35 protein-coding genes are annotated in these 18,269 nt (G+C 67.1%); 21 read left to right on the forward strand and 14 right to left on the reverse strand.

The window, feature by feature from the left end; all coding sequences use genetic code 11:
* Positions 1-60: 60 nt before the first annotated feature.
* From VEB01_RS22530 to VEB01_RS22585, 12 genes are all read right to left on the reverse strand, one after another.
* The gene (locus tag VEB01_RS22530) at positions 61-300 is read right to left on the reverse strand and encodes a hypothetical protein (protein ID WP_324879478.1); all 240 of its coding nucleotides are present in this window, start codon (positions 298-300) and stop codon (positions 61-63) included.
* Positions 297-530: a hypothetical protein gene (locus tag VEB01_RS22535; RefSeq protein ID WP_324879480.1), complete on the reverse strand. Its 234-nt coding sequence runs from the start codon at positions 528-530 to the stop codon at positions 297-299. The genes VEB01_RS22530 and VEB01_RS22535 overlap by 4 nt, the downstream gene beginning before the upstream one ends.
* A gap of 73 nt (positions 531-603) precedes the next feature.
* Complete coding sequence (locus VEB01_RS22540; protein WP_324879482.1) at positions 604-759, reverse strand: hypothetical protein; 156 nt, start codon at positions 757-759, stop codon at positions 604-606.
* The gene (locus VEB01_RS22545; protein WP_324879483.1) at positions 746-1,018 is read right to left on the reverse strand and encodes a hypothetical protein; all 273 of its coding nucleotides are present in this window, start codon (positions 1,016-1,018) and stop codon (positions 746-748) included. Before VEB01_RS22545 ends, VEB01_RS22540 begins: the two co-directional genes overlap by 14 nt.
* Positions 1,015-1,263: a hypothetical protein gene (locus VEB01_RS22550; protein ID WP_324879485.1), complete on the reverse strand. Its 249-nt coding sequence runs from the start codon at positions 1,261-1,263 to the stop codon at positions 1,015-1,017. The genes VEB01_RS22545 and VEB01_RS22550 overlap by 4 nt, the downstream gene beginning before the upstream one ends.
* A complete protein-coding gene (locus VEB01_RS22555) occupies positions 1,263-1,514 on the reverse strand; it encodes a hypothetical protein (RefSeq protein ID WP_324879488.1) in 252 nt (83 codons plus the stop codon). The genes VEB01_RS22550 and VEB01_RS22555 overlap by 1 nt, the downstream gene beginning before the upstream one ends.
* On the reverse strand, positions 1,514-1,843 hold the full coding sequence (locus tag VEB01_RS22560; protein WP_324879490.1) for a hypothetical protein: 330 nt from the start codon (positions 1,841-1,843) through the stop codon (positions 1,514-1,516). The genes VEB01_RS22555 and VEB01_RS22560 overlap by 1 nt, the downstream gene beginning before the upstream one ends.
* On the reverse strand, positions 1,843-2,097 hold the full coding sequence (locus tag VEB01_RS22565; RefSeq protein ID WP_324879492.1) for a hypothetical protein: 255 nt from the start codon (positions 2,095-2,097) through the stop codon (positions 1,843-1,845). The genes VEB01_RS22560 and VEB01_RS22565 overlap by 1 nt, the downstream gene beginning before the upstream one ends.
* Positions 2,097-2,339 (reverse strand): hypothetical protein, encoded by a 243-nt coding sequence (locus tag VEB01_RS22570; RefSeq protein ID WP_324879494.1) that lies wholly within the window; start codon positions 2,337-2,339, stop codon positions 2,097-2,099. Before VEB01_RS22570 ends, VEB01_RS22565 begins: the two co-directional genes overlap by 1 nt.
* Positions 2,336-2,803: an HNH endonuclease signature motif containing protein gene (locus tag VEB01_RS22575; RefSeq protein ID WP_324879496.1), complete on the reverse strand. Its 468-nt coding sequence runs from the start codon at positions 2,801-2,803 to the stop codon at positions 2,336-2,338. The genes VEB01_RS22570 and VEB01_RS22575 overlap by 4 nt, the downstream gene beginning before the upstream one ends.
* 82 nt (positions 2,804-2,885) lie before the next feature.
* Positions 2,886-3,290, reverse strand: a complete 405-nt coding sequence (locus tag VEB01_RS22580; protein ID WP_324879498.1) for a hypothetical protein — start codon at positions 3,288-3,290, stop codon at positions 2,886-2,888.
* A 2-nt stretch (positions 3,291-3,292) separates the two neighbouring features.
* The gene (locus VEB01_RS22585) at positions 3,293-3,601 is read right to left on the reverse strand and encodes a hypothetical protein (protein WP_324879500.1); all 309 of its coding nucleotides are present in this window, start codon (positions 3,599-3,601) and stop codon (positions 3,293-3,295) included.
* Positions 3,602-3,640: 39 nt separating this feature from the next.
* Between VEB01_RS22585 and VEB01_RS22590 the strand changes: the two genes are divergently transcribed.
* Positions 3,641-3,952: a helix-turn-helix domain-containing protein gene (locus VEB01_RS22590; protein ID WP_324879502.1), complete on the forward strand. Its 312-nt coding sequence runs from the start codon at positions 3,641-3,643 to the stop codon at positions 3,950-3,952.
* A gap of 1 nt (position 3,953) precedes the next feature.
* Here the strand turns inward: VEB01_RS22590 and VEB01_RS22595 are convergent, their stop codons facing one another.
* Together VEB01_RS22595 and VEB01_RS22600 are read right to left on the reverse strand one after the other, a co-directional pair.
* Positions 3,954-4,175 (reverse strand): hypothetical protein, encoded by a 222-nt coding sequence (locus tag VEB01_RS22595; RefSeq protein WP_324879504.1) that lies wholly within the window; start codon positions 4,173-4,175, stop codon positions 3,954-3,956.
* Between the two features lie 304 nt (positions 4,176-4,479).
* Positions 4,480-4,623 carry a hypothetical protein gene (locus tag VEB01_RS22600; protein ID WP_324879506.1) on the reverse strand — a complete coding sequence of 48 codons (144 nt, stop codon included), beginning with the start codon at positions 4,621-4,623 and terminating at the stop codon, positions 4,480-4,482.
* A 32-nt stretch (positions 4,624-4,655) separates the two neighbouring features.
* Between VEB01_RS22600 and VEB01_RS22605 the strand changes: the two genes are divergently transcribed.
* From VEB01_RS22605 to VEB01_RS22700, 20 genes are all read left to right on the forward strand, one after another.
* The gene (locus VEB01_RS22605) at positions 4,656-5,096 is read left to right on the forward strand and encodes a hypothetical protein (protein ID WP_324879507.1); all 441 of its coding nucleotides are present in this window, start codon (positions 4,656-4,658) and stop codon (positions 5,094-5,096) included.
* A 70-nt stretch (positions 5,097-5,166) separates the two neighbouring features.
* On the forward strand, positions 5,167-5,352 hold the full coding sequence (locus tag VEB01_RS22610; protein ID WP_324879509.1) for a hypothetical protein: 186 nt from the start codon (positions 5,167-5,169) through the stop codon (positions 5,350-5,352).
* Positions 5,352-5,522, forward strand: coding sequence for a hypothetical protein (locus VEB01_RS22615; protein ID WP_324879512.1), 171 nt, complete (start codon positions 5,352-5,354; stop codon positions 5,520-5,522). The genes VEB01_RS22610 and VEB01_RS22615 overlap by 1 nt, the downstream gene beginning before the upstream one ends.
* Positions 5,519-5,878, forward strand: coding sequence for a RusA family crossover junction endodeoxyribonuclease (locus VEB01_RS22620; protein WP_324879514.1), 360 nt, complete (start codon positions 5,519-5,521; stop codon positions 5,876-5,878). Before VEB01_RS22615 ends, VEB01_RS22620 begins: the two co-directional genes overlap by 4 nt.
* The gene (locus VEB01_RS22625; protein WP_324879516.1) at positions 5,875-6,360 is read left to right on the forward strand and encodes a helix-turn-helix domain-containing protein; all 486 of its coding nucleotides are present in this window, start codon (positions 5,875-5,877) and stop codon (positions 6,358-6,360) included. The genes VEB01_RS22620 and VEB01_RS22625 overlap by 4 nt, the downstream gene beginning before the upstream one ends.
* Entirely contained in the window at positions 6,357-7,079 is a 723-nt protein-coding gene (locus VEB01_RS22630) for a helix-turn-helix domain-containing protein (protein WP_324879518.1), read from the forward strand. Before VEB01_RS22625 ends, VEB01_RS22630 begins: the two co-directional genes overlap by 4 nt.
* A complete protein-coding gene (locus VEB01_RS22635) occupies positions 7,076-7,375 on the forward strand; it encodes a hypothetical protein (protein WP_324879520.1) in 300 nt (99 codons plus the stop codon). Before VEB01_RS22630 ends, VEB01_RS22635 begins: the two co-directional genes overlap by 4 nt.
* On the forward strand, positions 7,372-7,518 hold the full coding sequence (locus VEB01_RS22640) for a hypothetical protein (RefSeq protein ID WP_324879522.1): 147 nt from the start codon (positions 7,372-7,374) through the stop codon (positions 7,516-7,518). The genes VEB01_RS22635 and VEB01_RS22640 overlap by 4 nt, the downstream gene beginning before the upstream one ends.
* Positions 7,515-7,745, forward strand: a complete 231-nt coding sequence (locus VEB01_RS22645; RefSeq protein ID WP_324879524.1) for a hypothetical protein — start codon at positions 7,515-7,517, stop codon at positions 7,743-7,745. Before VEB01_RS22640 ends, VEB01_RS22645 begins: the two co-directional genes overlap by 4 nt.
* Positions 7,738-7,920, forward strand: a complete 183-nt coding sequence (locus VEB01_RS22650) for a hypothetical protein (RefSeq protein ID WP_324879525.1) — start codon at positions 7,738-7,740, stop codon at positions 7,918-7,920. Before VEB01_RS22645 ends, VEB01_RS22650 begins: the two co-directional genes overlap by 8 nt.
* On the forward strand, positions 7,917-8,282 hold the full coding sequence (locus tag VEB01_RS22655; RefSeq protein WP_324879526.1) for a helix-turn-helix domain-containing protein: 366 nt from the start codon (positions 7,917-7,919) through the stop codon (positions 8,280-8,282). The genes VEB01_RS22650 and VEB01_RS22655 overlap by 4 nt, the downstream gene beginning before the upstream one ends.
* Positions 8,282-8,803, forward strand: a complete 522-nt coding sequence (locus VEB01_RS22660) for a terminase small subunit-like protein (RefSeq protein WP_324879528.1) — start codon at positions 8,282-8,284, stop codon at positions 8,801-8,803. Before VEB01_RS22655 ends, VEB01_RS22660 begins: the two co-directional genes overlap by 1 nt.
* The gene (locus VEB01_RS22665) at positions 8,772-10,220 is read left to right on the forward strand and encodes a hypothetical protein (protein ID WP_324879529.1); all 1,449 of its coding nucleotides are present in this window, start codon (positions 8,772-8,774) and stop codon (positions 10,218-10,220) included. The genes VEB01_RS22660 and VEB01_RS22665 overlap by 32 nt, the downstream gene beginning before the upstream one ends.
* A gap of 76 nt (positions 10,221-10,296) precedes the next feature.
* On the forward strand, positions 10,297-10,656 hold the full coding sequence (locus VEB01_RS22670) for a hypothetical protein (RefSeq protein ID WP_324879531.1): 360 nt from the start codon (positions 10,297-10,299) through the stop codon (positions 10,654-10,656).
* Between the two features lie 159 nt (positions 10,657-10,815).
* Positions 10,816-12,696: a portal protein gene (locus VEB01_RS22675; protein WP_324879533.1), complete on the forward strand. Its 1,881-nt coding sequence runs from the start codon at positions 10,816-10,818 to the stop codon at positions 12,694-12,696.
* 9 nt (positions 12,697-12,705) lie between these two features.
* Positions 12,706-13,530: a hypothetical protein gene (locus VEB01_RS22680; protein ID WP_324879535.1), complete on the forward strand. Its 825-nt coding sequence runs from the start codon at positions 12,706-12,708 to the stop codon at positions 13,528-13,530.
* A 264-nt stretch (positions 13,531-13,794) separates the two neighbouring features.
* Positions 13,795-14,850 carry a N4-gp56 family major capsid protein gene (locus VEB01_RS22685; RefSeq protein WP_324879537.1) on the forward strand — a complete coding sequence of 352 codons (1,056 nt, stop codon included), beginning with the start codon at positions 13,795-13,797 and terminating at the stop codon, positions 14,848-14,850.
* 5 nt (positions 14,851-14,855) lie between these two features.
* The gene (locus tag VEB01_RS22690) at positions 14,856-15,233 is read left to right on the forward strand and encodes a hypothetical protein (protein ID WP_324879539.1); all 378 of its coding nucleotides are present in this window, start codon (positions 14,856-14,858) and stop codon (positions 15,231-15,233) included.
* Between the two features lie 75 nt (positions 15,234-15,308).
* Positions 15,309-15,911: a phage adaptor protein gene (locus VEB01_RS22695; protein WP_324879541.1), complete on the forward strand. Its 603-nt coding sequence runs from the start codon at positions 15,309-15,311 to the stop codon at positions 15,909-15,911.
* The gene (locus VEB01_RS22700) at positions 15,902-18,268 is read left to right on the forward strand and encodes a hypothetical protein (protein WP_324879543.1); all 2,367 of its coding nucleotides are present in this window, start codon (positions 15,902-15,904) and stop codon (positions 18,266-18,268) included. Before VEB01_RS22695 ends, VEB01_RS22700 begins: the two co-directional genes overlap by 10 nt.
* Position 18,269: the final 1 nt, after the last annotated feature.

Genomic DNA, 18,269 nt, shown 5'->3' on the forward strand with positions numbered 1-18,269 from the left:
CGAGAACCTTGGTCTCTGGCGCCACCGGCAAGCCCTTGCCGTCGTGTTCGATCCACTCGCTCACGACCCACCCCCCACCAGAACAGCCAGACCCCCAAGGGCGATGGCGATGAAGGCGATTGCGGCGAACCCCGGCAGCAGGACCACCACGCCGTAGCGGATGAACCGATGGCCCAACGCGTGGGTGAGATGCACGCAGTCCTCCAGCGCGGCGGGGAAGAACGACGCGGCGGCTTGAAGGTCACGCAGCCACGCGGGGCGGGGGCGGCGGTCGCCCATGAACTGGACGAGGGGGGTCATGCGCCTGCCCCGTAGCCGACGGACACCTTCCACGCCGGAACGCGTGCCCGCAGTTCGTCGCCGTAGTAGACCGCGAAGAACGGCTGGTAGTCGCCGACCCCGTGCTCCTTGTAGGCGACGATGGCCGTACAGCCGCAGGTGCCGACGCTGTGCGACGTTCCCTGCTCGTCGTCGTAGTAGATGCCGAGAACAGGGCGGGGGTCGTCATAGATCAGGCAGGGGTCAGTCATAGGTCTCAGTCCTTCTTGAGAAAGGGCCGCGAGATCATCACAAGGACCACGCAGGCGATTGAGATGGTCAGCATCAGGCGCGCTCGCAGCGCCAACCCTTCGTGGCGTGCAGCCGCCAGGCGCGGTCGCCGAAGCGCTCCGTGCGGATGATGTGGAAACCGGCTGGGCGAGCCCGCCCCCGCGCGCCGCGGTTCATCATGGCGTTCAGGCGGTAGCTAAGCTTGGACATGGTGTTGCTCCGAAATGGGCCGCCAGTGGCCCGCGATGATTTGCCGGGCGCGCCGCCGGGCGTTCGCCGCCTCGTGGTGCGGCACCGAGGGGGTGCAGGAGACGGGGATCAGCCACGTGGCCGCGTCGTTCCAGACGACCACCCGGTGATGATTGTGCGGCGCATGTTCGAAGGCGCAGTGGAAGCCGTGGGGCCCCACTTCAGCCGCTACTGCGGCCAGCGCCTCGCGTTCGTGCCGCTTCAGACGGATGATGCTCACGCAGCTTCTCCGTAGCTAGCAGCCAGCCAGCGGCAGGCTTCTTCCATTGCGTTGCTGAGGTCGGTCAGGGCGCGTTCCAGGAACTCCCGCTGTCCGTCCTTGGCTGTCGCCAGTTGGTCGGTGAGCGAGGCTTTCAGGGACGAAGGGCGGTCCACCGCGCGGTTGGGGGAGAGGCCGAAGCCGTTCTCAACGACCGTTCCTCCGCTGCTCCAGAACAGGAGCCTGCCTTTAGGGGGGAGGCGCATTACGCGACCTCCGCCGGGAAGTTGTCGCGGTCGATCACATGGGCCGTCATCTGAGCGTCTACGAAGGCGGCGGCGGCTTCCTTGGTGCCGTGAAGGCGAAGTCCGATCCGCACCCGGTCCTTGTTGGTCCAAGCCAGCGCGTAGCCAGCCTGTCCGTGGTCGCCGTAGACCGGGCTGATGGCGTAGTCGGTGCCGTCCTGGTCGAACGCAACGAGACCGCCGCAACCATCTTCGATCCAGCGGAGGCCCATCACGCACCCCCTTCAGCCATGAGGGCGGGGTCTTCTCCACGGGCCTTGGAGAGAGCGGCGCGGAGCATGTGCACCGGGTCGCCCTTCGACCAGTCGCCGTCCATGTTGCCGGTCAGGAGGCCCAGCGCGCACTCGGCAGCGTCGTACAGCTCTGGCGCGGCGGCTATCAGGCGGGCGTTGACTTCCTGCTCGTCGCAAGAGGCGAAGCCATCGGCCTCGTCGTGGGTCTGGAACAGCAGCACCGCCCCGCCGGCACCATCGAGCGCGTAGATGGACAAGTCGCCCTCGTCCACGTCCCAAGGCCCCGGCGTAAAGCTGACCTTGCCCATCACACCCCCTCCGCCACGGCGTCAGCCAGGGTCATCAGGTCGGGGGTTTCACCGCTGAACCACTCGTCATGGCGAGCGCAGTCCACACAGACGAACGCGCCGTTGCCCATGGAGTAGAGCTTGTCGGCAGGCTCGTGGGTCGGGCACCAGTCGCACTCGAACTCGGTGCGCTCCTGCGTGATGCCGAACTGGTCGAACCAGCTTTCGCCAAAGTCGTCGGCGGGCGGGGAGGGGAAGTGGTGGAGGGCGGTCATCAGCGGAGCCCCTGCTTCACGGCCCACGCGGCGCGGTGCTGTTCGTCGAGCGACACCGACGGTTCGCCCTCGAACTGCGCCGTGTAGGCGGCCTCGCAGCGGTTATCGAAGCATGACGGGCAGATGATCTCGCCGTAGGCCTCGAAGGCTTCCGCGTTGGCTTCGGCCAGGGACACGGCCTCGCCGCAGCCTTCGCAGAACCAGCTTTCGTCGGCCGGGAGAATGGGGGTGAGGGCGTTCATTGGACGTGGCCCCAGGTCCGGCGACCGCGCACGCTGCGAACGGCGCTCGACGTCACGCCCAGGGTGCGGGCAAGCGAGGCGGCGGAGTCTTCGCTTGCCCGAATGAGGCGCACGAGCGGCTCGGTCAATTTAGCGCGGGGGTGACCTTCGCCGAGCGCGACCGTGGTCGAGCCTCGTCCCTTGTCGTGCTGGTCCCGCATGTTCTGCGCGTGGGTCCCGAGCCACAGGTGGTCGGGGTTGACGCAGGCACGCACATCGCAGTGATGGCAGACGCACAGGCCCGCCGGGATAGCGCCCCGTGCCAGTTCGAACGCCACGCGGTGTGCTTGGCGCTTCTTGCTCTCGGTGCAGATCAGGCCATAGCCGGTCCGGGTGAGTTGCCCGGAGAAGAGCCAGCATCCGCCGTTCGTGTCGAACTCGGTCAGCGATGCGAGCTTCTCGGGAAGTGGTGGCCTTCGGGCCATGTCAGGTGCCTCCGTCTATGGGAGGCACTGTGCCTTAGCGGCACATCATCGTCAACCAGAAAAGTGCTGTTACGGCACTATCTCAGCGGGACTGCACCGCGCAGGTCCCGAGCGAGACGTACACGCTGTCCAGCAGAGTGGCGGCTTCTGAGTAGGTGGTGAGGTCGTCGGCGACCTTTGCGACGACCCCCCGGCCTGGCACGTCGATGGTCAGATAAGACCCGCTGCGGGTGATTGTGGCGTCGTATCCGTCGCAGCCCTTGGCGTCGCAGCGGAAGTACACCCCACCCTGTACGTTGAGGGCAGAGTAGCTGCCGCTGGTCGGGATGGCGCGACACTCGTGCTGCGGGCTGCACAGGTACTTCGTCACGGGCGTACAGACCACCAGGTCCTCCGCTCTCGCACGAGACGCCAGCGCAAGAACCGAGACGACAATCACCACGGCGATCCGTCGCCCTACATACTTGTGGCTTAGCATCCGGTGCATGGCTAGCCGCGCCTCGCCCTGTTGCGTTGGTACTCGATGAAGTCGGCCGCCTCGGCTCTCTCCGCGTCCGTCCAGCTCGACCACAGGGCGTCGAGGCTCTGGTCGCCGGGTGCGCGCGAGATGAGGTCCCACACATTGCAGCCGAACACCGTCGCGGCTGCGACGAGGAAGTCCTCGTCGTACGGGCGGTGCCCGTTTTCCACCTTGTTCACGTCGGTACGGCCCCAAGCCCGCGGCTTCTTCTGATCCTTGCGCAGCGGAAAGTTCGCGGCGGCATCGGTCATGAGCGAGGCCAGTTCCTGCTGAGACATTTCGCGACCTGTGCGCTCGGAGATCCGAGAGACGCGCCAATGGAAGATGAAGTGCGGCGGGCGTTGCATCGGCACAGTCTGCGCGGCGAACGCCCCGCGATCTGTACCTCTATCGGCACACAAGCCTTGACGAACAGAGTGCCGATGCGGCACACTGCCTTCGTGATGAACCTCTCCGACCGCATGAAGGACCTGGGCCTGACCGACGACGCGCTGGCGAGGGCGATAGATGTCTCGCGTCCTTATGTGACGCGGCTTCGCAACGGCACGCGCAAGCCTTCGATTGAGGTAGCGGCGAAGATCGAGCGCCTTACAGGACTGCCCGCCCGCTCATTCGCGAGTGAGGCATGACCTACACCGCCTGTTCCATGCGCGCGCACGCCTCGGCCTGCACCAGCACGGCGATGGCGGCCTCTATGGTCTCGGCCTCCGACGAGCGGATGGACGGCGAAGCGTTGAGGATTTGCAGCCGGTTCCGCAGGGCGTGCCGGGCGTTCTTGATGCGCTTGGGTTCGGCCGTGACGACGAAGGCGGTCACGATCACCTGTAGGACGGCGGGGCTCACTGGCAGCATTCAACTTCCCTCCACAGGGGAAATGAGCGGCCAATTCATCAAATGTTGCAATTGGGCGGAACGTCCGGAAACGGTTAAGGAATCGTGGCCGAAAGGCGGCAAACGCGCGATTTCCGTTACGGGATCGGCAACAGGCCCGGCTGAGCCCTGCAACTCGAACGGGAACCTTCACCGTAACGTGACAACGCGCCGCAGGAGCCGCGCCGCTTTCGCGCGTGAAGCCGTCCGTGGTCGCACGATTTTCCAACTCGTCAGGGTCTCCCCACCCCCCTCCACCCTGACGACAGCGAGCGGCGTGGCCTCGTCAGCCCGCCGCTCGCGCCCCTTTCGCCGCCTTCAGATACTTCGCGGCTGCCCGAACCAACGGGCCGTCGATCTCTCCCAGTCGCAGCGCCTGTTCCACCAGCCCTGCCGCGACCTGAATGCACTGTTCCGCCCGAACCTCCATCCGACTGTCTCCCGCCCGGTGAGGGCCGTTCCATGAGCAGCATCATGGAGCAGGCGATGTCGGATTTCTTGCCGCGCGATCGGCAAACTCTCGTGCAGGTCATTCAGGGCTGGGTGCGGGGTTCCGCCAAGGAAGTCGCGCGGGCGTGGGGCGTGGACCCCGCGACGGCCGAGAACGTCCGCAAGGGCGTGGTTTCAACGAAGACGCTGCAACGCGCGATGGCGGCCGAAGGTTGGCCCCTGGTGCTGGCGCTCGGCCATGCGGCGACCGGCAAGAGCTACGAAGAATGGTTGGAAGATGAACTCACCAAAGCACGGTCGGGCGCCGCCCGGCTCGAAGCCCTCGCTGAGCGCAGTCGTATCGCGCGAGGCCAAGATCCTCGCCCTGACCCTGCTGGGTCACAGCGCTCGTTTGCTCCGATGGATCGGCGAGGGAGCGGCGAGCGTCGAAGCGTGGGCGTTCGAGACGCTTAAGCACACGAAGAAACTGCGGGGCTGATCCCCGCCGGCCAAGGGCGTTGGCCGTAGAGAAGGAAGTCGGGGAATGAGCGACAACACGAACACGTCGTCCGGCGGCATTGGGCTGCTCGGCTCTCTGGGCCTGCTGCTCATCGGCCTCAAACTTGTCGGCGTCATCGACTGGCCGTGGTGGTGGGTGCTCCTGCCGCTCTACGGCCCGGTCGTCGCCGTGCTGTTCCTTGCGGTCGTCATCGTCGCGCTGGACCGGTGATGATCCTCTCCCTCTTCCACAAGATCACCGGCTCCTTCCGCTACGCCTCCTTCCAGAGGAAGTGCAAGCGAGAGCAGGACGCCGCCCGCAAGAAGCACCGCGCCGTCAAGCCGTGGCAGCAGATCCAGCAGGACCGGCTCCACGCGATGCTCCGGGGGGATTACCCGTGATCGCCCTGTCCCTCCCGTTCCCCCCATCCGCTAACCGCCTCTGGCGAGCCGTGAACGGCCGCAACATCAAGTCCGCGGTCTATCGCGTATGGGAAGCCGAGTGTGCGGGCTGCATCCTTGCCCAGCGCATCGGCAGGGCGATTGACGGCCGCTACGCCATCACCATCGACGCCGACCGGCCCGACCGCCGCAAGCGCGATCTCGGGAACCTGGAAAAAGCCGTGAGTGACGCGCTCGTGTCCTGCGGCCTGGTCCGCGACGACTCCGACGCTGACGAGATCACCATCCGCTGGAGCGAGCGAGAGCCCGGCAAGGGCGCCGCCGTCCACATCACCCTGACACCGAGGGACGCATGACCTTCGATTACGTCGCCAATGGCCGCAACGCCTCGGCGGCCTACGCCGAGTTCAAGCGCGGCTGGCCTGCGGTCCCGTCGTGCCCCCGCGAGCAGGACCGCCGGTTTCAGCGGGTCCTGGCCGCGCACTTCGCCGGCGTCGCCCCTGACCTGTCCGTTCGCCGCGCGCCGCCCGCCCGCGAGGTTGCGGAGGCGTGCCCTGCCGAACCGGTCCGGCGCTCCATCCCCCTGCCTAAGTGGCGCGTCATCCTCAGCGAGGTCGCCGCGAAGCATCGCATACCCGAGCGCGACATCATCGGCCCCTCCCGCAAGCGTCGGGAGACGACGGCCAGGTATGAAGTCTACTGGCGGCTGAACCACGAGCTTGGACTGTCCCTGCACGCCATCGGCCGCCGCATCGGTCAACGCGATCACTCGTCGGTCCATCACGGGCTCGTTCAGCACGAAGCGCGGATGCTTCGGGAAGGGCGGGCCGCCGCGTGAGCATCGCCCTGATGACGCAGGCATGGCGGCTGGACCTGTCCCCCACGGACAAGATGGTCCTGCTCGCCCTCGCGGACGCCGCCAACGACGATGGCGTGTGCTGGACCGCTCTACGCTCGAAGAACCCCGAGAAGCTGGACCTGCTGACCAAGTGCTCCCTGAGCGAGCGGGCCATTCAGGGGGCGATCAAGCGGCTGTGCGAGGCGGGCTACCTGACCCGCACGGAGCGGCCGGGGAAGGGCGTTCTCTACCATGTGGACCCCCGCAGCAAATGCGCCCCGCAGGACGTGCGCCCCGCAGGAAACGACGTGGACCCCCGCAGCTCCTGCGGGGAAACCGTAAGTAACCCTCATACCTCAGAAGCTATCGCTTCTTCGGACAGTGCGCGCGCGCATGATTTCCCGATTTTCTGGGAGGCCTATCCGCACAAGGTCGGCAAGGCGAAGGCGAAGGCCGAGTGGGACGCCGCCCGCAAAGCCTCGAAGCCCGAGAAGCGCCTGCCCAGCCTCGCCGCCGTGCTCGCTGCCGTCGAAGCCTACAAGCTCGCCAAGCCCGAGGACCGCGCGTGGTGCAACCCCTCGACCTGGCTGCACCAAGGCCGCTGGAACGACGAGCACACCACGACCCCCTCCGGCCAGCCTCCGCCGACAGGCCCCCGCACCGCTGTGAGCAACGACTTCCTTGCCGACCGTGACCGCATCCTGGAGCAGATCCAATGAACTACACCGGACGCTATTCAGGCCCCTTCGACATCACTGTACCGCTGGAGTTCTACGAGCGGGCGGTCGCGGTTCTCGGCAGCGAGGGCTCGGCGGACGCCTACCTGCATGGCGCCCGGCTCAAGGACGGCCGGCTGCTGCCCCGAACGCAGACGGCATGGGAGTTCCTGCGCAACCACGAGGGCTTCCGCAAGCTGCTGGTGCAGGAGCAGGTGGACCTGCTGAAGCCCCCGCCGTTCGTGTGGCAGGGCGGCCCCGGCCGGAACGAGTTCGCCCGGCGCGTGAGGGCGGCATGACCAACCCCACCCCCTCCCAGGACAAGGCACGGGACGGCTCGACACCCCGTAAGCCCCTCGCCGAGCGTATAGCCCAACGCGTCCGCACCCTCTCCCGTCTTGGGGTCAAGGTCGTGTCCGTCATTCCGGGGAGCGCGCTGTGATCATCGCAGGAACCCCAGCCGTTTGGGACGCCGAAGCCGAAGCCTGCAGCATGGGCGTGGCCGACTACGAGCGGGCCATGCGCGAGAAGCGGATCGACGCGGCGGTGCGGCTCGGGCTCATGGGCGTGATGCACTACGGCGTGGTGTTCCGCGAGTGGCTGAAGCGCGGCCAAGTCCCCGCCCTCTACGTCCATCGCATCCGCAAGGAGTTCTCCCGCAATGGCTAAGCCCCAAACGGCAGGCCAGCGGGAATGGCAAGTCTCCGCCTGCAAGGGCAAGGCCCGCTTCGCCAATGGAACCCTCGCCCATCGTGTCGCCAAGGAGCGCGCGAAGAAGAAGGGCGCGGTGATCGTCTACCACTGCCGCTGGTGCGGCCAGTACCACCACGGGAGGCCCCAGTGAACGCAGCCCTGAACATATGGCCGTGGCGCTCCCTCGGCGTCGATACGAGAATGCAGGCTGATTTCGTGGAGTGGTTCGGCCTGTCTTCCACCGAGGCCAGGATTCTCGAAGCGCTCTACCTCGCCAAGGGCTGGCTCACGCACAAGCAGCTCGCCCTCATCAGCAGGCCCGGAGGCGGATCGGTCGGCGCGGTGAAGAACCACATCGCCAACATTCGGGAAGCCCTCGACCGTGGAGGCATCGAACAGATGTCCGGCCTCGAAGGAACCCGCTGGTACGGCAACCGTCTCACGGAACGCGGCCTCACCGAATGCGATGCGGCGCTGAACTCCATGCACGGCCTTGTCGGGGAGTTCGACTGATGGCAGCGAGAGGCCGCCCAACCACATACACGCAGAAGGCAGCGGAGGAGATATGCGAGCGCCTGTCTAAAGGTGAGCCGCTGGCGTCGATCTGCCGTGATGAGCACATGCCCGCCGTTCGCACTGTCTCGGATTGGAAGAAGGCTCACGAGGCGTTTGCCGCCGACTTCGCACGCGCGCGCGAAGATGGTTTCGATGCCCTGGCGGCCGAGTGTCTGGCTATCGCAGATTGTACCGCGCACGACACGGTGCTTGTCGGGCCGGAGGATGCCCCGCGAGAGGCGGCCAACACGGAATGGATCAGCCGCTCGAAGCTGCGAGTGGAGACGCGCCTGAAGCTTCTCGCGAAGTGGGACCCGAAGCGCTACGGGGAGCGCCTGACGACGGAGATCAGCGGTCCCGATGGCGGCCCGATCCAGACCATCGTTGACCGCCCCCCCAACGAAACGCGCGAGGAATGGCTAGAGCGCCGGAACAGGGAGTTGGGCCATGTGGGCGCCGCAGCCGGGACCGCAGACTGAAGCGATCACGGCGACGTGGTGTGATGAACTGTTCTACGGCGGCGCGGCGGGCGGGGGGAAGTCAGACTTCCTGCTGGGCGACTACCTTCAGGACGTTCAGACCTACGGGCAGGCGTGGCGCGGCATCCTGTTCCGCCGCACCTTCCCCGAGCTAGAGGAGCTGCTGGCGCGCGCCCGAGAAATCTACCCGCAGACCGGCGCGACATGGAACGAGCAGAAGCGCACATGGTCGTGGCCGAACGGCGCGAACCTGAAGCTCAGGTACTGCGAGAGCGAGCGAGACGTGACCCGCTACCAGGGTCACCAGTACACATGGGTGGGCTGGGACGAGCTGACGCAGTGGGCGAACCTGTTCTGCTACCGCTACCTGCGCAGCCGCCTGCGCTCCGCTCACAGTGTGCCGACAAAGCGCATCAGGGCGGCGGCGAACCCCGGCGGCGCTGGCCACCTCGCGGTGAAGGCGTACTTCATCGACCCGGCGCCTATGGGCTATCAGCCGATACGGGACGCGGACACCGGCATGGAGCGCATGTTCGTGCCCGCGCTGCTGACCGACAACGCGGCGCTGCTGCGCAATGACCCGAACTACGCCGGTCGCCTTCGCGGCCTCGGCGGGCAGTTGGCGAAGGCCATGCTCGATGGCGACTGGAACGTACTGGAGGGCGCGTTCTTCGACTGCTGGAGCGCGAGCCGCCATGTGGTGCGACCGTTCGAGATCCCGGCGACGTGGGCGCGGTTCATGTCTGGGGACTGGGGCTCAGCCAAGCCGTTTAGCTTCGGCTGGTGGGCTATCGTGGACGACGCGTTCATAACCCCGTGCGGCGTCACCCTGCCAAGGGGCTGCATCGTGCGCTATCGCGAGTGGTATGGATCGACCGGCGAGCCGAACGAGGGGCTGAAGATCCCCGCCGAGCAGGTAGGTCGTGGCCTGGTTGAGCGCATGGGCGGGGTGTTCGCCCCTGATGGGAAGATCGCCACGCGCCCGACCGAGCGCCTGACATACGGCAGGCTGGACCCGGCGGCCTTCGCCTCGGACGGCGGCCCGTCCATTGCCGAGCGCCTGCACCGGGGCGCTGATCACGTCATCGCGTTCACTCGTGCGGACAATGCGCGGGTGTCGGGCCGGGGAGCGATGGGCGGTTGGGACCAGATGCGCGCCCGGCTGATGGGCGATGAGGACGGACTGCCGATGATCGCGACCTTCTCCACGTGCCTCGACAGCATCCGCACGATCCCGGCGCTTCAGCACGACCGCAACCGGCCCGAGGACGTGGACACGGACGGCGAGGACCACGCAGGCGACGACTGGCGCTATGCCTGCATGTCGCGGCCGTGGGCGAAGCAGCCGAAGCAGCCGGACAAGCCCAGGGATCGCTACGCCCGCAAGCCGCGCTCGGCGTCGGGATGGGCCGCGTGACAACCGCGCCCTGAACTACAAGCTGTTGCGCCCGCAAAGGCCGTGACCACAATGGCTGGCGATCCAAGGAGCAGCCATGCCGCGCGGTCGCCGTAAGCCCAAAATCGGTCCGGAAGACAAGGTGGTCGCCGTCACCGTGCAGGACGACGAGACGGGGATGCTGGTCTCGCAGTCCATCGACGCGTTCGCGCAGGCCGCTGTCGAGGTCGATGAGGCCGTGGTCGCCGCCCAGCCACAGGCTGGACCGGACGGCGCGCTCTACGACTGGACCCCGGTCACGGACGACCCGCACGTCTGGAGCGAGGACGAAACCCCGCTTGGGCTGGTCATCAGCGTCACGCGCTTGTCGCCCGGCGGCAACGTCGCGTTCTCCGAGGTGGTGAAGGGCGATGCTCCGGCCGCCCGCCTGCGTCTCGCCGCGCGGGTGTCCGCGTGAGCGTACCGATGGTGGTAGCGCTGGTAGGGACCGGATTCGTGTTCGGGCTCTTCGCCGCTCTGGTCGGCTGGCTCATGCGTGAGATGGCGAATAGCCCGCTGGGGTCGCCTCCGGGCCGCGCCCGCCGCGTGCCGCAGATCGACCCGTGGACCGGCCCGCATGGCTGATTACACCGAAACAGACGACACCGAACTCCTCGCCAAGTTCACCGACTGGGACAAGGCGCTGGACGGCCACTGGGGCAAGTGGCGCCGCGAAGCCCGCGAGATGTACCGCTTCGTCTCCGGCGAGCAGTGGTCCGCCGAGGATGAGGCCGAGCTGAAGGACAAGGGCCGTATCGCCCCCGTCTTCAACCGCGTCGGGCCGATGATCGACGCCGTGTCGGGCGCTGAGATCAGCAACCGCCAGCAGGTGCAGTACTTCCCCCGCGAGATCGGCGACAGCGGCGTGAACGAGGTGCTGTCCAAGGGTGCCGAGTACTTCCGCGACGAGTGCGATGCGGGCGTGGAGGAATCCGACGCCTTCCGGGACGCGCTGATCTGCGGCCTCGGCTGGACCGAAACGCGGGTGGACTACGAGGAGGACCCCGAGGGGAAGATCCTGGTGGACCGCATCGACCCGCTGGAGGTCCTGGCCGATCCCATCGCCCGCAAGCGCAACCTCGCCGACGCGCGATACGTCCGCTGGCGCAAGCCGTACTCTAAGTCCGAGTTCGAGGCCCTGTGGGGCAAGGACAAGTGGCCCGAGGGCAGGGAAGAGGCCCCGGTTCACCACACCGACCCGCGCGACGCCTACGAGGGCGACGATCAGGCGGACGCGAACGAGGTCTATGTCCGCTGCTACCAGTGGTACGACACCGAGACGGTCGTGCTGGTGGAGGACCCGGCCAATCCGGACGTTCCCCTGCGCGTGCCGGTGGACGAGTTCGACAAGCTGGAGGAGGAGGCCAAGGCCGAGGGCCGCGTGCTCAACTCCACCCGCGTGAAGCAGCGCCGCTACCGCAAGGCCGTGGTGGCGGGCGACACGATCCTCGAACAGGGCGCGCTTCCCGATGGGGAGTTCACCCTGAAGTGCATCACCGGCAAGCGGGACCGCAACCGCGGCGTCTGGTACGGGCTGGTGAAGCCCATGCAGGACCCGCAGAAGTGGGCCAACCAGTTCTTCAGCCAGCTTCTCGCCATCCTCGCCAGTTCGGCCAAGGGCGGCCTGATCGCCGAGCGGTCGGTCGTCGATGACGTGCGCACCTTCGAGCAGGACTGGGCCAAGCACGGCTCCATCAGTTGGGTGCAGGGCGGGGCGTTGCAGGCCGGGAGCATCCAGCCCAAGCCGCCCGCCGTGGTTCCCCCGCAGATCGTGCCGATGATGGAGTTCGCCATCGCCTCGATCCGCGACACGACCGGGGTCAACCAGGAAATGCTGGGGATGGTGGACCGGGACCAGGCCGGGGTTCTGGAGCATCAGCGCAAGCAGGCCGCCTACGGCATCCTCGCCGACTTCTTCGACAGCCTGCGCCGCTACCGCAAGCAGCAGGGCCGCCTGTTGCTGAAGCTGATGCGCTACCTCGACGGCCAACTGATCCGCATCGTCGGCGACAACGGGGACGCGCAGTACGTCCCCCTGTCCATGCAGCCGGAGACGGCGAAGTACGACGTGGTGGTGGACGAAGCCCCGGCCGGCCCGAACCAGAAGGAGCGGGTGTGGTCGATGATCATGCAGATGACCCCGCTCTTGAAGGATATGCCGCCGGAGCTGTGGGCGAAGATGGTCCGCTACTCGCCGCTGCCGACCGCGCTCGCGACGGACATCGCCAAATTCCTGTCCGAGCCGCCTGAGCCCGACCCTGCGGAAGAACAGATGCAGCAGCTCACCATCGCCGACGCGCAGGCGACCGTGGCCGAGAAGCAGGCGGGCGCCCAGCAGAAGCAGGCGCAGGCGAAACTGAACTTCTCCAAGGCCATCTCCGAGATCGGCCAGATGTACCTAGCCGGGATGCAGGGCCAACAGGCCGCTACGCCCGGCGATCCCCAGCAACAGTTCTAAGGGCGAACCATGAGCGATGCATACTTCACCGAGTCCGACGCTCCCGAAGTCGAGACCGAACAGCCTCCCGTGGATGACGCAGGTGCTGGCGGCGCTGATGACGCACCGCCTGCCGAGCAGGCCGAGCCCGAGAAGCCCCGAGGCGACCCCGCCATAGCCCTGAAGGCCGAGCGGGCAGCCCGTCGCGCCGAGAAGCGCGAGTACGAGCGCCGGTTCCAGGAGATGGAGGCCCGGCTTCAGCAGTACGCCGCGCCCAAGCCGGAAGCCCCGGCCAAGCCGATCAGCGTGCAGGACGATCCCATCGGCGCGCTGGAGCAGATTCACCAGCGGTTCGAGACGATCCAGCAGCAGCAGGCGCGCGAGGCGCAGGAGCGCGAGCAGGCCACGCGGTTCCAGCAGCAGGTGGCGCAGGTCGAGGCCACGTTGAGCGAGTACGAGGCCGAGTTCGCCGAGGACCATCCGGACTACCAGAAGGCCGCCGAGTACCTGACCGTCTCGCGTACGCAGGAATACCAGGCCATGGGCTACAGCCCGGCCGAGATCCAGCACGCCCTGCGGGTGGAGTACCTCGGCATCACGGACCGTGCGGTGAAGGCCAACAAGAACCCGGCGGAAGTGTTCTACAACCTCTCCAAGCAGCGGGGCTTCACGGCCGAGCAGCGTGCGCCGGGCGCCATCGACAAGATCAAGGCCGGCCAGCAGGCGAACGCCGGGCTGCAAGGCGGCGGTCGCGGCGGCAAGGAACTGACCATCGAGTACATCAACACGCTGGAGGGCGATGCCTTCGACAAGGCGTGGTCGCAGTTCCAGCAGCAGCAGCGACGAAGCGCCTGACCCCGAGCGGCCCCGGCCGCACCCATGCCCCCTGAGGCGAAGCGGCCCCCGGCGCACACCGGGGGTTTTGCTTAGCAACGCGGCCCTGAACCTAAGCCGCTGGCTTTCCGGCGGGCATCTGGCAGGCTCCAATCACCCCTTACGGGAGACGACTGATCCACGCACGGATCGCAGGGTTCCGCGAGCCCATGAGTCGCGAGGCGTAGGCCCCCACGGACGGGAGGCGAAGGCGAAAGCCATCCCCTTTTCAACCGTGAGAGACCAATGTCCGCTACCGAATACGGCGTAAACGCCCCGGAAGTCGTCAAGCTCTGGTCGAAGGCCCTTTACCGGGAGTCGATCAAGGAATCCTTCATCGGCCGCTTCATCGGCGACGGTCCGTCCGCGCTCATCCAGCGCAAGAACGACCTGAAGAAGTCCGCGGGCGACCGCATCCGCCTGACCCTGCGCATGAAGCTGACCGGCGCCGGCGTGCAGGGCGACGACACCCTCGAAGGCAACGAGGAGTCGCTGTCCACCTACACCGACGACATCCTGATCAACCAGCTTCGCCACGCCGTGCGCGTGAAGGGCAAGATGACGGAACAGCGCGTTCCGTGGTCGATCCGCGAGGAGTCCAAGGACGGCCTCAAGGACTGGTGGACCGAGCGCCATGAAGTCGCGTTCATGAACCAGATCGCCGGCAACGTCGCTCAGACCGACACGAAGTACACCGGCAACCAGGCGGCGCTGGCCGCGACCTCGATCCTGCGCGGCGGCGACGCCACCACGGACCAGGGCATCGACTCGTCCGACCTGTTCACCCTGACGCTGATCGACCGGGCCGTGACGACCGCCAAGCTGGCCTCTCCGGGCTTCCGCCCGCTGAAGATCGGCGGCAAGTCGAAGTACGTCTGCTTCCTGCACCCTTACCAGGTGGAGCAGATGCGGACCTCGACCACGACCGGCCAGTGGCTCGACATCCAGAAGGCCGCCATGCAGGGCGGCGACGTGTCCAACAACCCGATCTACTCGGGTGCGCTGGGCGAGTACAACGGCGTCATCCTGCACGAGAGCCAGTACCTGCCCAAGGGCGTCCACTCGACGGCCCTGACCGCCGTGGACAACACCCGCCGCGCCGTCTTCTGCGGCGCCCAGGCCGCGGCCATCGCCTTCGGCGGCGACAGCAACGGCGTGAATGACCCGGCGTGGCAGGAAGAGCTGTTCGACTACGGCAACCAGCTCGGCGTCAAGGCAGGCTTCATCTACGGCCTGAAGAAGACCCAGTTCAACAGCGCCGACTTCTCGTCGCTGGTCATCTCCACTTACACGGCCGGGTGATCGCCATGAGCAACGCACGTCAATACCACACGCAGCAGATCCACTACCTCCGCAAGGACTTCACCTACGCGGACGACGGGCTCTCGCTGACGGTCGGCACGATCCCGGCCGGCTCGGTCATCGTCAAGCCGATCTCGGGCGCGAACGTCTCGACCGCCTTCAACGCCGGCTCGACCAACGTCCTCGACATCGGCATCTCGGGCGACCTCGACCTCTACGCCACCGACCTGGCGCTGGGCTCCGCCGGCTACGTCCCCTGCGACGAGGCGGTGAGCTTCTACGTCTCGGCCGACACGACGATCCTCGCCACGGTCGATCTGACCGGCACCGCCGCCTCCGCGGGCGTCGGTCAGGTGGTGATCGCCTACATTCCGAACCTCTGACCGCCCTCAGAGCAAGGAAAACGGGGGCGGCTCGGGAGTTCGTATCCGGGCCGCCCTTCTTTTTGGGAGTGAGCGGTGTCCACGCTGGGTGAAGTCAAGGCGCGCATTGCCGACGAACTGAACCGCACCGATCTGGACAGCCAGATCGGTGCGGCGATCACCCGCGCCATCCGCACCCACGGGGCGAAGCGCTTCTGGTTCCTCGAAGCCCGGCAGACGCAGACCGTCACGGCCGAGGACGAGTACGTGAACCTCCCCTCCGGCACGCGCAACATCGACCTCATTCAGGTGCAGATCGGGGAGACCTGGTATCCGCTCTGCAAGGTGTCACTGGCCGCGATGGACGACCTGAAGGGCATGAACGTGTCCGAGGGCCAGCCGACCGACTACGCGGTGGAGAAGACGCGCCTGCGCCTCTACCCGACGCCGGATCAGGCCTACACGCTCAGCCTGATCGGCACCTTCGACCTGACGCTGGCGGATGACAGCGACACGAACGCGTGGACGACCGAGGCGGAAGACCTGATCGTCGCCACGGTCAAGAAGCACATCTGCCGCGACATCATCATCGACGAGACCCGCGCCATGCTCTGCCAGGGGGCGGAGACCGAGGCGCTGAACCTGCTTCAGGATGAGACCGTGCGGAGGCTTTCGACGGGTATCCGTCCGTGTCTCTGATCCGCGACCCGGCAGTCTCGAAGGCCATTCAGGACCTCTCGCGGCGCGTCCTGCTGCCCAAGGCCCCCAACAAGCTGGCGGAGTTCTCCGAGTACGCCGACCTTCCCTCGGCCGAACGCTACCGGGCCTGCGCCGCCTTCGTGAACGGCGTCATGGTCGTCTCGGACGGGAGCGCGTGGAAGACCGCGGGTCCGGCCCCGCTGGAGCTGTTCGGCGGCCAGACCTCGGCGGCGGTTCAGAAGGCGTGGGAAGCCCGCATTCCCTTCTTCTACCCGTCGCGCTCCACGCTCACCATCACCATGGACTTCTCCGACATCGTGGGGGAGGGGCCGACCCAGCGTCAGGCGCGCTGGCAGCGGCTGAAGGACTATCTCGACTGGTACGGCACGCGCTCGGGCGGCGGACCGGTCAAGCTCTGCTTCCCCGAGGGCATGACCACCATCGAGGGCGTGAGCCTGACGTGGACCGCGGAACAGGGCGAGCTGTACTGGGGCGCGGCGTCCGGCGCCACCTCGCGGGTCGTCAAGAACATCACCTACACCTCGCTCGGCTCCGGCCGCTGGCGGGCGCTGGTGGAGATGACCGCAGCCTTTTCGGTGCACAGCACGTGGTCGAAATCGATCACTGCCATCTCCCGCCTGTCCAACGTGGTCACCGCGACCATTGGCGCGCATGACCTGGTGGTCGGAGACGCCGTGTCCGTCACGGGCGTCAGCGGCTTCACGGGCAACTTCCAGATCACGGCCGTCACCGCGACCACGGTCAGCTGGGCGCAGACGGGCACGGACGGCAGCGGCTCGGCGCTGGGGACCATGACGCGAGCGCGCGTGCGGGTGGGCTACGTGCTGGGCCTCCAGAACATGTACGGCGACAACCACGCCCGCGCGCTGAACGGGGCCATCATCGTGACCAAGGTCGGCGCGGCCCGAACCACCTTCGAGGGCGAGTTCTGGTTCACCAAGGCCGTGGACGGCGTGATGGAGACCCTGACGAACCCGACCGTGGATACGGGCGTCGATTCCTCCACGAGCGACAACAACGTGGCCCGCTCGCGGGTGCAGGTTCCCTTCGCCTGCGTCGTCTCCAATGGCGGCTTCAACGGGACGACCACGGAGGGTGCGTTCTGCTTCCGCGACGGCGGCTATGCACGGCAGGAGTACCTCGGCGTCGGCTACTGGCCGCCCGTCGATACGCCCCCGGCCAACCCGGCGAACGGCAACGGCTGCACCATCTTCATCAAGGACAAGGGCTCGCGCTACGAGCTGGTCAACGACGACGTGATATGCGGCGGGCCTGAGCGGGTGATCCGCATCGGCGACGAGGGCAACCTGACCGCGCTGAACGCCTGCATCGGCGGCGGCGCGGCTGGGCAGGAAGTGCTGGTCCTTCAGGCCGGGGCGTCCACGCGACTGGTCCGCACGTCGCTGGGCATGGCCTTCGATGAGGTCGTGGCCTCGCTGGACGACTGCTACGTCAACATCGACCAGTGCTTCATCGCCTCGGGCTCGTCCGGAGTGGAGGCGTCGGGCTCCATCGCGATCCTGAAGGGCACGCGGATCAGCTTCTGCACCCGTGGGGCCTACGCGACGGCCGGCGCGCAGATGTTCCACAACGTCAACACCAAGATCTGGAACTGCGCCGTCTCGCTCGACGTGCTGTCCGCCTACCACTTCGGGGCCGTGACGCTGGGGACCGGGACCGAGGCCAACGGCTCGGACATGACGCCGAACGAGTACCAGGACGGGGGCGCGTGGATCGACGTTCCCGGAACCGACGTGATCGACAAGGGCGCGGTGTTCTCTCCCGAAGCCTCCGGCATCGACGAAGCGCAGCTTACCGGCACGTCGGGCCGCGTGGAGGTGCTGGGCACGACCGACCTCGCCATGGCCTGCACCTTCGACGTGCTGAACGGAACCACCCCCTCGGTCAGTGCGGTGTTCACGGGCACGAACGCGGCGGTCAACGCGCTGGAGAACGCGGTCGGCGTGGACGGCACCGGCACCAAGTGCACGTGGTCGGTCTACCACAAGACCCACACCATCACGGCGGCCGAACGCACCGACGACGTGATCACCTTCACGACCTCGGCCACCCACGGCATCGGCATCAGCGATACGGTCGTGGTGTCGGGCATGACGGACCCCTCCTTCGACGGCGAGTTCACCATCGAGGAGACCCCCTCCGCAACGACGTTCACGGTCCAGCAGGACGGTGACGACGAGCCGACCGGCGGAACGGGGTCCGTGGACGCCGGCAACTACCTGCGCGCCGTGAACGACAGCGCCGGTCCCCACGGCAAGTTCTTTCAGGTCCATCTCCGCTCCGGGCTGCGGCTCGGCATTGTTCATCCGGTGTAGC

Origin of the sequence: Methylocaldum sp., from assembly GCF_035627495.1 — a bacterium.
GTDB lineage: Bacteria > Pseudomonadota > Gammaproteobacteria > Methylococcales > Methylococcaceae > Methylocaldum.

Coding starts and splice junctions, on each gene's coding strand:
- VEB01_RS22530 (WP_324879478.1), bottom strand. CDS start 300: ATGACCCCCCTCGTCCAGTTCATGGGCGACCGCCGCCCCCGCCCCGCG.
- VEB01_RS22535 (WP_324879480.1), bottom strand. CDS start 530: ATGACTGACCCCTGCCTGATCTATGACGACCCCCGCCCTGTTCTCGGC.
- VEB01_RS22540 (WP_324879482.1), bottom strand. CDS start 759: ATGTCCAAGCTTAGCTACCGCCTGAACGCCATGATGAACCGCGGCGCG.
- VEB01_RS22550 (WP_324879485.1), bottom strand. CDS start 1,263: ATGCGCCTCCCCCCTAAAGGCAGGCTCCTGTTCTGGAGCAGCGGAGGA.
- VEB01_RS22555 (WP_324879488.1), bottom strand. CDS start 1,514: ATGGGCCTCCGCTGGATCGAAGATGGTTGCGGCGGTCTCGTTGCGTTC.
- VEB01_RS22560 (WP_324879490.1), bottom strand. CDS start 1,843: ATGGGCAAGGTCAGCTTTACGCCGGGGCCTTGGGACGTGGACGAGGGC.
- VEB01_RS22565 (WP_324879492.1), bottom strand. CDS start 2,097: ATGACCGCCCTCCACCACTTCCCCTCCCCGCCCGCCGACGACTTTGGC.
- VEB01_RS22570 (WP_324879494.1), bottom strand. CDS start 2,339: ATGAACGCCCTCACCCCCATTCTCCCGGCCGACGAAAGCTGGTTCTGC.
- VEB01_RS22575 (WP_324879496.1), bottom strand. CDS start 2,803: ATGGCCCGAAGGCCACCACTTCCCGAGAAGCTCGCATCGCTGACCGAG.
- VEB01_RS22580 (WP_324879498.1), bottom strand. CDS start 3,290: ATGCACCGGATGCTAAGCCACAAGTATGTAGGGCGACGGATCGCCGTG.
- VEB01_RS22585 (WP_324879500.1), bottom strand. CDS start 3,601: ATGTCTCAGCAGGAACTGGCCTCGCTCATGACCGATGCCGCCGCGAAC.
- VEB01_RS22590 (WP_324879502.1), top strand. CDS start 3,641: ATGGAAGATGAAGTGCGGCGGGCGTTGCATCGGCACAGTCTGCGCGGC.
- VEB01_RS22595 (WP_324879504.1), bottom strand. CDS start 4,175: ATGCTGCCAGTGAGCCCCGCCGTCCTACAGGTGATCGTGACCGCCTTC.
- VEB01_RS22600 (WP_324879506.1), bottom strand. CDS start 4,623: ATGGAGGTTCGGGCGGAACAGTGCATTCAGGTCGCGGCAGGGCTGGTG.
- VEB01_RS22605 (WP_324879507.1), top strand. CDS start 4,656: ATGAGCAGCATCATGGAGCAGGCGATGTCGGATTTCTTGCCGCGCGAT.
- VEB01_RS22610 (WP_324879509.1), top strand. CDS start 5,167: ATGAGCGACAACACGAACACGTCGTCCGGCGGCATTGGGCTGCTCGGC.
- VEB01_RS22615 (WP_324879512.1), top strand. CDS start 5,352: ATGATCCTCTCCCTCTTCCACAAGATCACCGGCTCCTTCCGCTACGCC.
- VEB01_RS22625 (WP_324879516.1), top strand. CDS start 5,875: ATGACCTTCGATTACGTCGCCAATGGCCGCAACGCCTCGGCGGCCTAC.
- VEB01_RS22635 (WP_324879520.1), top strand. CDS start 7,076: ATGAACTACACCGGACGCTATTCAGGCCCCTTCGACATCACTGTACCG.
- VEB01_RS22640 (WP_324879522.1), top strand. CDS start 7,372: ATGACCAACCCCACCCCCTCCCAGGACAAGGCACGGGACGGCTCGACA.
- VEB01_RS22650 (WP_324879525.1), top strand. CDS start 7,738: ATGGCTAAGCCCCAAACGGCAGGCCAGCGGGAATGGCAAGTCTCCGCC.
- VEB01_RS22660 (WP_324879528.1), top strand. CDS start 8,282: ATGGCAGCGAGAGGCCGCCCAACCACATACACGCAGAAGGCAGCGGAG.
- VEB01_RS22665 (WP_324879529.1), top strand. CDS start 8,772: ATGTGGGCGCCGCAGCCGGGACCGCAGACTGAAGCGATCACGGCGACG.
- VEB01_RS22670 (WP_324879531.1), top strand. CDS start 10,297: ATGCCGCGCGGTCGCCGTAAGCCCAAAATCGGTCCGGAAGACAAGGTG.
- VEB01_RS22675 (WP_324879533.1), top strand. CDS start 10,816: ATGGCTGATTACACCGAAACAGACGACACCGAACTCCTCGCCAAGTTC.
- VEB01_RS22680 (WP_324879535.1), top strand. CDS start 12,706: ATGAGCGATGCATACTTCACCGAGTCCGACGCTCCCGAAGTCGAGACC.
- VEB01_RS22685 (WP_324879537.1), top strand. CDS start 13,795: ATGTCCGCTACCGAATACGGCGTAAACGCCCCGGAAGTCGTCAAGCTC.
- VEB01_RS22690 (WP_324879539.1), top strand. CDS start 14,856: ATGAGCAACGCACGTCAATACCACACGCAGCAGATCCACTACCTCCGC.